The sequence below is a fragment of the Clostridium sp. ZS2-4 genome, assembly GCF_026719745.1.
Classification (GTDB): Bacteria; Bacillota; Clostridia; order Clostridiales; family Clostridiaceae; genus Clostridium_H.
Map to the genome: position 1 here is coordinate 1 of NZ_JAPPRQ010000004.1, position 11,313 is coordinate 11,313.

The 11,313-nt window shown below is 27.3% G+C and carries 9 protein-coding genes and 1 pseudogene; 2 read left to right on the top strand and 8 right to left on the bottom strand.

Going from position 1 to position 11,313, the window contains the following annotated elements; all coding sequences use genetic code 11:
* Positions 1-143 precede the first annotated feature (143 nt).
* On the bottom strand, positions 144-284 hold the full coding sequence (locus OIO11_RS00235; RefSeq protein WP_268069330.1) for a hypothetical protein: 141 nt from the start codon (positions 282-284) through the stop codon (positions 144-146).
* A gap of 153 nt (positions 285-437) precedes the next feature.
* On the opposite strand from OIO11_RS00235, the gene OIO11_RS00240 reads away from it, so the two are divergent.
* Together OIO11_RS00240 and OIO11_RS00245 are read left to right on the top strand one after the other, a co-directional pair.
* Complete coding sequence (locus tag OIO11_RS00240) at positions 438-659, top strand: DUF1659 domain-containing protein (protein ID WP_268069331.1); 222 nt, start codon at positions 438-440, stop codon at positions 657-659.
* An 18-nt stretch (positions 660-677) separates the two neighbouring features.
* Positions 678-851 (top strand): annotated as a pseudogene (locus tag OIO11_RS00245) (DUF2922 domain-containing protein); the annotation flags it as partial.
* Positions 852-1,034: 183 nt separating this feature from the next.
* On the opposite strand, the gene OIO11_RS00250 reads toward OIO11_RS00245, so the two are convergent.
* The 7 genes from OIO11_RS00250 to OIO11_RS00280 form a co-directional block, all read right to left on the bottom strand.
* Positions 1,035-2,861 carry an HsdM family class I SAM-dependent methyltransferase gene (locus tag OIO11_RS00250; protein ID WP_268069332.1) on the bottom strand — a complete coding sequence of 609 codons (1,827 nt, stop codon included), beginning with the start codon at positions 2,859-2,861 and terminating at the stop codon, positions 1,035-1,037.
* Positions 2,862-3,692: 831 nt separating this feature from the next.
* Positions 3,693-4,106, bottom strand: a complete 414-nt coding sequence (locus OIO11_RS00255; RefSeq protein ID WP_268069333.1) for a PBECR3 domain-containing polyvalent protein — start codon at positions 4,104-4,106, stop codon at positions 3,693-3,695.
* Between the two features lie 40 nt (positions 4,107-4,146).
* Complete coding sequence (locus OIO11_RS00260) at positions 4,147-6,057, bottom strand: N-6 DNA methylase (RefSeq protein ID WP_268069334.1); 1,911 nt, start codon at positions 6,055-6,057, stop codon at positions 4,147-4,149.
* A 419-nt stretch (positions 6,058-6,476) separates the two neighbouring features.
* A complete protein-coding gene (locus OIO11_RS00265) occupies positions 6,477-7,148 on the bottom strand; it encodes an endonuclease/exonuclease/phosphatase family protein (RefSeq protein WP_268069335.1) in 672 nt (223 codons plus the stop codon).
* A gap of 281 nt (positions 7,149-7,429) precedes the next feature.
* Positions 7,430-8,134, bottom strand: coding sequence for a hypothetical protein (locus OIO11_RS00270; RefSeq protein ID WP_268069336.1), 705 nt, complete (start codon positions 8,132-8,134; stop codon positions 7,430-7,432).
* Between the two features lie 103 nt (positions 8,135-8,237).
* On the bottom strand, positions 8,238-9,632 hold the full coding sequence (locus tag OIO11_RS00275) for a helix-turn-helix domain-containing protein (RefSeq protein ID WP_268069337.1): 1,395 nt from the start codon (positions 9,630-9,632) through the stop codon (positions 8,238-8,240).
* Positions 9,633-10,352: 720 nt separating this feature from the next.
* The gene (locus OIO11_RS00280; RefSeq protein WP_268069338.1) at positions 10,353-10,874 is read right to left on the bottom strand and encodes a hypothetical protein; all 522 of its coding nucleotides are present in this window, start codon (positions 10,872-10,874) and stop codon (positions 10,353-10,355) included.
* Positions 10,875-11,313 lie beyond the last annotated feature (439 nt).

Sequence of the window (11,313 nt, forward strand, 5' to 3'; positions counted from 1 at the left end):
TTAATTATGTTTTTTAGTCTTTTTATAATTATGGGTATAGGATATACTTTATATGATTTAATATTATAATATAATGTTTAAAAAAAGTAACCAATTTAGCTTGCTTTTTAAAATTCTTTACTTGCAATCCCCATATAGAAGCACTACAATGTCTTGTCAAAGTTAATTTCGTTTGATAAAAAAGCATGGTTTTCCAAATGATCTTCACGAAAAGCAACTGTTTCTAAATTTAAAATTTCACTCATCTGATTCTCTGTTAATCTATTTGTCGTTTCTATTCTCATGTAAATTCCACCTGGTAAAATATAATAATTCTTACTTTGCATTATTGCCCACAACGATAGAGAAGAGCAATGGAAAATTATTTCAACTTTCATCTCAATTCTTAGCCCTAAGTCATATATATATTTGAAATTAAAAAGAAAGGGGCTGTTATTATGGCTAAATCAACACTTGTAAAAAGTGATGTAGCAATCAAATACCACTTTGGACAGGACGAAAAAGGTAAGGAGCTCTACAAAAAACAAAGACTTACTAAATTAAAACCTACTGCTACTGATGAAGATGTTTTTGTAGTAGCAACTGCTGTATCAAAATTTCTTGAAGATCCTGCTACTGAAATCTTCAAAGAAAATGAAAATCTTTTAACTAATATGTAGGAGGNAACTGCTGGTGGTAAGAAAACTGCAGTAAGAGTTAAGGATGTAAAAGAAGATTTAGACGCTGCTGATGTATCAGATGCTATGGATGCTATAATTGAAAAAAACATTTTCATAACATCATCTGGTGATTTAAAGGTTAAAGACTCTGCTGGAGTTGTAATAACAACAAACCAAGAACTAGAAATATAAAAATGAGCTGCTCTGCAGCTTATTTTTTTAGAATACAAGAAGAATGTTGAAGAACCTCTTACAGTAAAAATAATCTATACCCTAAGACCTTCCATCATAAGATAATACATTGCTATTCTCATCACTAAGTTCAAAATCTTTACTCAATAAATAATTATTTTATCTCTTCTGTTATCTAACCCATCAAATTTCTATGTCTATATCATATTTCTGTATTAAAAATTCGTTTATTCTATCAGTATTATTTTCATTTGTTAAATAATCTATTTCTTCTTCTGTTAAATGTGGAATTGAAAATCTTTCAACATATTTTTTCTGATAACACTTATATCCACCTTCAATAGAATAGCTTGTCTTATCAATGTAATATTCCATAATTCTAGAATTTAATATCTTTTTTAATACATGCATATCTTCATATTCATCTAAAAATAGTGCATATCCATTACAAAATAATGAAGTATCATCATTATCTTGCATAAATCTTGGTCTATTATTAAATGTAGAAAAAAGTAATTTTTCTCCATACTTATTCAAACCTTGAGATCTTCCATATGCATACCAAGCTACTGAATTAGGTTTGCCCTTATCTCTAGTATCTAATTCCTCTCTTATTTCAGTTAAATATTCATAACATCTTGGATATTCATCTCTTAAACTATCTTCTGCTATTATTTGAAATCCATTTTCTCCTTTTTCATATGGAAATATTATTTTAGTTCTACAATTTGCTACTTCCTCATCATTTTGCATGTCAGATACTTTTACTATCTTTTTTATAATACTTCTTTCAATTGGGTATCTTTGACCATTATAAAAAGTATAATAATATTCCTGATCCTCTTCAGCTGTATTTATCATATACAATTTATCTTTTAACGTTGCTATACCTGTTCTTATATTATTCCTAATATTTCTATATCCATTTTCTATCCTTCTTATATTTTCAATATCTCTTTCTGTTAATAAACACCATCTTTTTTGATCTAAATCAGCATAATTTATCTCATTAAAGTTTGTATTAAGTAATTCTTCTTCTATATTATCATTCCTATCTAGTATAGAAAATTTAATACTATTATTATGTTTTTTATTTAAAAATACAATTGCATTATATGTCTTTACAGGATTAAATGCTAAATTTAAATTAAAATCAATAAGCTTATAAATATAGCTATTACTTGTTAAAAATGTTCTTAATTCTCCTGCTGCATCAATCGTAATAAAATTATTAGGTACTATAAATCCTAATGTACCTTCTTCGCTCAAATACTTCATACTTTGTTCTATAAAAGCATAAAATATATTATATACTCCTTTAGTTGTTGTTATGAAATTTTCTTTTAGATACTTTTTTACTTCTCCACTCATATCATGAGTATTAACATATGGTGGATTCCCTATTATATAATCAAAAGACTCTAATTCAAATAAATCCTTCCAATTATTTCTTAATGAATCTGAATGAATTATATTAAAATTAATAACATCTCTATCTTCTCCAGACTTTAAAGCTAATAAACTTAAGATTATCTTTGTTCTTCTAACATGATTTTCATCTATATCTATACCATAAATATTATTTTCAATAGCTTCTACAATACTTATTTCATGTTGATCATTTAACTTCTCAGCCAATACATATAAAAAAGCTCCTGAGCCACAAGCTGGATCTAATATCTTCGAATTTCTTGTAAAATTCTCTACTGTATTATTAATTATATATTCAGCTATATATCTTGGAGTAAATACAGCTCCATTTTGTTTCTTATTTGCACTTTCAATTAAACCTTCAAATAAATTATCAATATGTTTTAACTGCCACATATCTTGATATTCACTGAGTAAATCTCTTATTTCTTCATTATTATAATTACTTATAAGATTTTTAATGAAATTATTCCTTACATTCATTACATCTATATTATTTTGTACCAAAAATAACTTAATAATTTCAGATTCTATTTCTGCTATTTTGAATTTACTTAATCTATTACATAATTCTCGCATAATTATCTCCTCATTTAAATTCAACTTTTACTAATATCTAAATTATATCAACTACTAATTATACTTCAATATCGAAAAATAATATAAAATATCAATTTAAGATATTTTATATTCATATATTAACAAATATTATCTATATATATTATTATTGGTATATAATTAATAATATATACTGTATCTATAGTTTTAGACATAGCATATCCTATTATTTTCTAATTCTCGCTTGCTTAGCTTCTTATTTAGATTTTTGATCTCTTGCCATTATAAACACTTCCTTTTCTTATTTATATTTTAAAGTGTTCGGCTTTCTGTGTCTATAATATTATACTAACACCAAGTATAAAAACAAAAATACTTCACTTGTTCACAGGTATGAAAAACGAAGAGATTTATTAAAAATCCCAGTGAAAATTGACAGTGAAATTCTAAAATTCTAACCAGGTAAACATAATGCACTTCAAAAGGCAATCATAGAAGATATAGCTTGGGAAACTGAAATATGATTGCTTATAAGCCGAATCATCTTATTCATTTGAATGGAGATAGATTTATGGGACCGAGAGAAAACTAGTAAAAATAATCCTTTCTGCTGGAAATTTTTAAGCGTAAAGATCAATATCTTTACGCTTATTTTAAAGTTATCAATACGAAAAAAAGCTACTAAATAATTTAGTAGCTTTTTTTCGTAGACAGATTATTTAGTAGGATGGCACCCCTACATCTCTTTAAAGACCTTATTCATAAGGCGTGGCAGCTGCCTGTTCTGCCCTTAAATAATCTATCCTCTATATTATATTCTAATGATATCATTTATATACCATAATGTCAATATCATTTATTTACTTTAAATGCAGTACCACTTTCTAAATATCTTTGTAGCTGATCATTTGTTAATGGATAAGCTGACCTAAAAGCTAAATTTCCTTTTTGTTTTATTCTTATAGCAACTAACATCAATTCATCAATTTTTTTTATATATTCTATACTATTTTTTTTAGGATGTTTTGCTATATAATCAGGGCTTTTTATTATATTAGGAATTTCTTCTATATGAGCTTTGAAAGCTTCTTCTGTTTCAAAATCTTCCTTATGTTTGTCTATATATTTAAATCTATCTTCCCATAAAATTATGTCACAGCTATTTCTATTTAATTTTAATAATTCAATTACTTCTTTATCTAAAGTACCTATTTTTATACTTTTAAACCCCTTACTTAAATCATCATAATCTAATTTGTAATCCATACTCCCATCCCCTTTAATTATGTGTTTTTTAATATAATATTTATTTCTCTATAATTCCAATCTTTTCATAAATGCTTTTAACATTTTTATCGTAAATCTCAGTTGCTTTATCGATGCTTTCTTGGTAGATTCTCTCATTATCTTTAAATTTACAAACTAATCTTTGTTGCTCTTCAAGTGGAATATCTGGTACTAGTACCTCTTTCATTCTAGATGGATTTAACGCTACAATACTAGAACCAAACTGAATATCCTTTAACAGCTGACTTCCAAGTGGACTATTTAAATAAATATTAAGAAAATCAACATCATATTTTTTAGGATTTAATCTAATATACATAAGGTTGCCTGAAATAATTGCTGGCGGCATATATTCCTCATAAACAGCTACTTTAACTAATTTTCCTCTTCCAGATATAACTATGTCCTTAGGCTTTAATCCAAATGAATCCACCCATTTCTCGGATTTAGCTATTATCCTTTCATTAAACTCTATTTTTCCATCTTGTATATCACTTATCTTTAAAAAATAATGTGTTGCAACAGTATTATCAGACACTACTTCTAAATCTTTCTTTGATATTTGAAGTCCTCTTTTAATTTTAAGATTATCAATTTTACCTAGCTGAATCATTTTACAATGTGAGATTTTAAGATCATTTTCTTTCACATATTCTACACTATCTAACCTAAAATCTTTTTGTTCAATTTCCTTATAATCTATATATTTACTATAATCTTTTTCTTCTATTTCACTGTGATAAGTGTTGAGAATATGATTTAGTTGTTCCTCATTTAAAATATTTTTACCTTTTTCTTTTTTCTCATATTCTTTACTTGCATCAATAAACAATATTTTATTTTTTCTATAGATAGGTTTATCTTTATTTATAATTAAAATATCTATAGGAATAGATGTTCCTCTATATAAATTTTCGGGCAATGATATTATTGCTTCAATTAAATCATCTTCTATAATTCTAGTTCTTATTTCTTTTTCATAGCTTCTCATAAGTGTTCCTTTATTAACTACAAGCGCTGCCTTTCCCTTTGGTTTTAAACTAGCTATAGCACTTTGTATAAACAGCCAATCAGCATATCGTTTATCAGGTAAACCATATTTAAATCTATTAAATCTATCATGGCTAACTTCTTCACTCCATCTCATTCCTAAAGGTAAATTTGATAATATAATATCAAATTCAACTACCTTATTATTTGAATCTAGTTTTGGAAATTTTAATGTATCTTCTACTGTTATATCAAAATTGGTAATTCCATGTAAAAATAGATTAAGCTTTGCTATAAGAGATATTCTAAAGTTAATATCCTGACCATAAAAATTAATATTACTAATATTTAATTTTTTACTTTTAGCCTCTTTACTCGTTTGTGCTAAAAAACCTGCTGATCCTAATGTAATATCTCCAATACTCATTCCTTCATTAATTTTAAATAATTTTGAAATTAATAGTTTTAATGATTGTGGGGAAATAATTCCATAAAAACTAAACTCCTCATTTAATTGCTCTAATATAGATTCTATAAAAGGACCAGTAATAACTTCCTCTGAATTATCAGGAGTAAAGTCGAATATATCATATAAATTAATGATTTCGTGCCAATAAGATAACTCTAATAAATCTATATAATTAAAACATAATGAAGTAAATATTCCCTTTAGTATAGGATTATCTTTTTCTAATTTTTTTCCAATACATTTTAATGTTTGGGGCAAATTATCTTTTTTTTGCTTTATATAATCCCAACTAGTTTCAGGTGAAATAACCCAATCATATCTATTTTTAGAATCATTTATCCATTTAATGAAGAATGCTCCCAAAGTTAATAAACAACCTTCTTCCCTTGGCGCATGTCCTTTAAATAAGTCATAAGCTTTTAATGTTGAACTAAAAAGCTTAGTATTATTGTATTTATTTATTATGTTCATAACATTCCTCCATAAATCAACATTCATTTAAGTACTACAAGTACCTAAGTTGTTGCTAGTAAAAAAATATGAAAAATATTCCTTTATTTTTCAAAAATATTATATCGTAAGTTTTAAGTATTTTCAAGTACCTAATTTTTATTTTTAAAAAATAGGTAAAAATTAGTCATGGATTTATAAAAAATTCTTTACTGCAATCATTTCATTATCCAGCCTAACCCATGTAACCGCCCCTCTTGGATGATTATACGGTATAGGCTTTTCAAATTTATAAGGTTCACTAAGAACCCATGCATACTGAAACCCCTTATCTATAATTTAAATCCAGAGTATTTAATATTTTATGTATTTACTCTTTTACTCCTAAGAGTAAATATTATTTTAATCTTTTATTTATATACTCCAACATAATAATCCTACTATTCATCCTTAATTTCAACCACTATAGGCATATGATCACTTAGGGATATCCAATCCTCAAAACTACCTACTTCTAAATTAATTAACTTTTCTTTATAATGAAAAAAGTAATCTATATGATAAGGCTTTTCTTTCTTTTTATACAAGAAAAAGGTAGGTTTGCTTTCTTTACCTTGAAATTCATTTTCTTTTAAATGATAATAGCTACATAAATTAAGAGCTTCCAAGTCATTCACTACTGCTGTATGAGTTCTACGTTTATGTTTTTTATCCCAGCAGCTATTACTATTAAAATCACCACAGATTAATATATTTTTAAACTTTTCTTTATGTATCTGAAGATATACATATATATCTTCTATATAACTACCACATCCCCATAGTCCTAATAAAGAAAATTTATTATTAATTGAACAAGAAATAAACCATTCCAAACCATACGTTTTCCAATTATTATTTTTTAAAATCACACCATCCTTTGCAAAAATACCTAAACCTTTACTTTTATAACCAACCCATAGATAATTACTTGCAAAGTTTTTATATTCAGTATCTGTTGTTGTTGCTGGATCTTCACATTCCTGTATTACATAAATATCAGCATTAAACTGTTGAATAGCTTTAAATTTATTTCTAAATCCTCCATTACAATTCCATGATACAATAACCATAAGTTCTCCTTAATACTAACTAAAATTACTGAGTAACCTATACAATATTATAGTGACGTTTCAGTTTACACTTTTTGAAGTTCATTTATATTTGTCTTCAAATCCCTAACTCTTTAGCTATATGAGCCTTTTTAACCTCACTAGGTGCTAGAGCTCCAGAGTAGATTCTAGCGCCTTTTCAGTATCACTCTCATAGCAGCAATTATCTAAATCCTGTTTCACTTAAAGAACCATCATCAAGATATTTCTAAGGCAACCAGTTTAATTGATTAAATCCATGCTTAACCATCCACCGTATTCTTTTTTAAAAATTCTTCAACCTTTTGTTTATCATTAACACTTATTTTCATTTTAATTTTATTAATTCCATTAAGGTTAAACACTTTCTTCATTATAGGACTATATGCTATAAGACTATATACTTCAAACTCCAAACAATAATACTGCAGATGCTCTTTTCTATTTTCTTTACTTTCAAGTTCTCCCCATTTATAAGCTTTTATGTTCTTCCATTTATAATATCTATTATTAGTATATATACCGTCTTTACATATACTATCTTTGTCAAAACTTCTCGTTAACCAAACAATTCCTACTAAGGCTTGGATTATTCCAATGTAAAACTGAACTAATCCATTGCTTATATAACTACTAACATTCAAAGCTTCTAAATACATTTCATTCTTCATAAACATATTTCTTAAATTTATTAAATCATCATAATGAAAAAATAAATCCTTCCATTGACTTATGTATTTAGGTACTAAGAGTCCATATATTTGTTTAAATTCTTTTTTAAAGATTATGAAAGAAAGAAAGGCTATTAAGAACCAAAGAATAGACAAAATAAGACTTCCGTAACTGTATTTTCTTACAGTAAGTGCAATTGCTGTATCTTGTCTCTTTATTTTTCTCACTCTAATAATTATTAAATATAAAATAAAAGATATAAGTATAATAGGTGGAATAACAAAAATATAATTCATATTAAAACACTCCTTATGTAATATAATAGGACATAGTACACTTTAGTAGAATAAAAGAGAGGAACCAGGGTAAAACCCCATAATATTATAGTAACGTTTCAGTTTACACTTTTAGTTCCATCATGTATTTATAAACCATTTGCCTTGAAATCCCTAACTCCGTAGCTATGTGAGCCTTTTTATATCCTTTTTCTAATAATTCCTTAACTTTGTTCATCTTATCCTGCTTTTCCTGTTCCCTCTTGGTTAACCCATTCTCATTCCTACGCTGTTCTTTTTGATATTTCTTAACTCTAATATTTGTCCTTCTTTTAACTTCCTTAGCATTAATTATAGTATCCAGAGGATATCTCATTTCTTCCTCTGTAATATTAAGCTTCTTAATTAATGTTTCATTCTTATAATTATAGCCACCTCTTTTATATATACCGGAAGGGCTATCCTCCAGCCATCTTTTATAGGCCTTCTGTGCGCTTTCTGTGGCCTTTTTAACCTCACTAGCTTCTAGAGGTCTTTTAAACCCTTTATTAAACTCCAGAGTAGATTCTAGCGCCTTTTCAATATCACTCTCATAGCAGCAGCTCCAGTAGCGGTATAAAAAGCACATAAATTCTCTAATTCCTGTTTCACTTAAAGAACCATCATCACGCCTGCACATTCCTTCTCTCATTTCCTGAAGCTTCACAAGATCACGAAGTCTTGCATAGTGGAGGCTGTATAAATTATAAAAATTAACTACCTTAGGCTTTCTGCCCTTTTTCTTTTCATAGGGATTCTTAACATAGGGCGTAAGTTCTGGAAGGTAATCCTTCTGTATATCCCTTAATATGTACCTGTCTGTATTATAAAGCAGCAGCTCTGCCGCCATTCCACTTTTCTGATTTACACTTCCTGAAAGCCTCATAACTCTGGCCGCATCTATTGACTTTTCATCTCCACCTATATCTTTAAGCTTTTTTAGGAAATATTTCTGAACTGCATTCCACAGAGGAAGGACCTTATACGGAACTGGCTCTATAAGCCAGTATATTGCTATTCCCCTTCCTGTAAGGACAATAAAACTTGCTTCCGGAACATCCACTCCGAAATAATCCTGCTCCAGCTGCCATATTATCTGCTCCGATGTTAAATCTCTAAATTTCTCTAGATTATAATAATCAATATCTATGTATAATGAATTTAACTTTCTTACATTTTCAATCCTCCTAAAAGGCTTGTAAAAACTGTTTGGAGTTAAATATACATTGATACCCTCAATGCTTAACACCTTCCCGATATTAGCTTTAAGCTCTTCTGCATTATAGTGGTACTGAATCCATGACTTTTCCCTCTTAACTGCAATAGTTATGTACCCATCATCTATATTGTGGAGAGCATCTATTTGAATTGCGGCTTCATCTATTTTATCCTGTGAAGCTGTTATCTCAACATCAACATCTATTAAATTCCTCACCACATCTTTTATATAATCATCTATACTTAACTGTCTGGCCAACATAAAAAATGACCCCCATCCTTTTTCCCCACCAGATAGAAGACATTTACCTCAAATACTTACTTTATAATACAAAATTCCAAGTCTATAAAAATTATTAAAATAATTATTGACTATAAATGCTTAATATATTAAACTAAGGGTATATTATAAAGTAAGTATTTGAAGTAGAAAAAGTGTCTTCGCAGTTTTTCTATCTTTACTGGTAGCTCTTGAATGGTGTCCGTGGCCAAACTTTCACCTTCAAGAGTTTTTCCTTTTGTTATATATTTTTAAACCAATGTTTATTTCTCTTCATTTCTAAAACAATACTTGTTTACATTTTACTCTCAATTAATAGTATTTTCAATATTTTCTTTATGCATATTCCATTAAGTTATAAATTGTATTATTTTTTCCTTATTTCTGCACAGCATATTGTGAAAAATAAATATATAAAGCTTACTTCTATTGAGATACAGTACAGTATTTTACTCAATTAGTTTATTTAAATTTAAAATTAGAAACTAAAAAAGCTCCAGAATCTTTTTAAATTCTTGAAGCTTTTTTCATTCTTTTATATTTTTATTATTTTACTCTTTAGCGTGAATATGGTGCTAAATTACCTAAAATCAAGCTATTCTTGATAGCTCTTTTAATCATTATCCAAAAACCAGTATCATTTCATGGTTTACATAAACTCTTTTTAGTAAAATTATTGATAAATTTACTGTATATAGTTATTTATGAATCTGATTGTAAAATATATAACTTTCCTGTATCCAAATCTAAAATTGAGAATATAAAATTATATGCTGGTCTTCTTAAAATACTTGTGTCCTTTTCCTTCGGATAATTTTCTACATATATATCTCTAAAATAATATATTCCATTTTTTATGTCACTAGGTATTCCTTTACTATGTCCATCGTATTTATATGTTCCGTCCTTATTTTCATATCCATATATAAAGGACTTTACTTCCTCATTGCTTATAGGTAATTTGCTCCATTTACCACTTTTTAAAGCTTTATCTGAAAAATCCTTTACTGTATGTATATCTAATTGAACCACCACATAGTAATCTCCATCACCATGAAATCCTTCTCTGGTATTATCGAAATTTATAACCTTTGACTTATCCGGCGTGATTATCTCTATTAAATTGTCGTAATAAAATTTTTCATTATTCATGTTTTTAGGTTCTTTATTCATACAACCTGTTAATAATATTATAGTAAATAATATTATTATTATCTTTTTCATAAATTTCTCCTCGTATAATTGTAATCTTAAGTATGACTACATATTATCTTTTTTATAAAAAATACTTATTCCCTAAATATATTACCATGGTTTAATTCCATATGGCAATCCAGAACAGAATGACATAATCACATTAACATATATAAACAAACATGTTAATATATTTGGCACAAAACGTAAAAATCTGAGCATAAACGGAACCAAATTAGTAAGTTTTTGGGTTGTATTTTTATAAAAAAATACTATATAATACCTATGAGATATCTTAAATAATTAATTAATAACCACAAATTCAAAATTTATACAAAATGGGAGTAAGTAAAATATTTTTAGGCAAAAAATAAGGAAAGGCCGCCAGCAATTACCTTGCCGGTAGGCCTTTTATTCATGTCAAAGACTTTTTATAATTATAGTTACCAAACAACAAATATAGAAAGGA

Bases quoted from the DNA above. Each gene is read 5' to 3' on its own strand.
- OIO11_RS00275 (WP_268069337.1), bottom strand. From the start codon at position 9,632: ATGTTGGCCAGACAGTTAAGTATAGATGATTATATAAAAGATGTGGTG.
- OIO11_RS00260 (WP_268069334.1), bottom strand. From the start codon at position 6,057: ATGAACATAATAAATAAATACAATAATACTAAGCTTTTTAGTTCAACA.
- OIO11_RS00280 (WP_268069338.1), bottom strand. From the start codon at position 10,874: ATGAAAAAGATAATAATAATATTATTTACTATAATATTATTAACAGGT.
- OIO11_RS00265 (WP_268069335.1), bottom strand. From the start codon at position 7,148: ATGGTTATTGTATCATGGAATTGTAATGGAGGATTTAGAAATAAATTT.
- OIO11_RS00250 (WP_268069332.1), bottom strand. From the start codon at position 2,861: ATGCGAGAATTATGTAATAGATTAAGTAAATTCAAAATAGCAGAAATA.
- OIO11_RS00270 (WP_268069336.1), bottom strand. From the start codon at position 8,134: ATGAATTATATTTTTGTTATTCCACCTATTATACTTATATCTTTTATT.
- OIO11_RS00235 (WP_268069330.1), bottom strand. From the start codon at position 284: ATGAGAATAGAAACGACAAATAGATTAACAGAGAATCAGATGAGTGAA.
- OIO11_RS00240 (WP_268069331.1), top strand. From the start codon at position 438: ATGGCTAAATCAACACTTGTAAAAAGTGATGTAGCAATCAAATACCAC.
- OIO11_RS00255 (WP_268069333.1), bottom strand. From the start codon at position 4,106: ATGGATTACAAATTAGATTATGATGATTTAAGTAAGGGGTTTAAAAGT.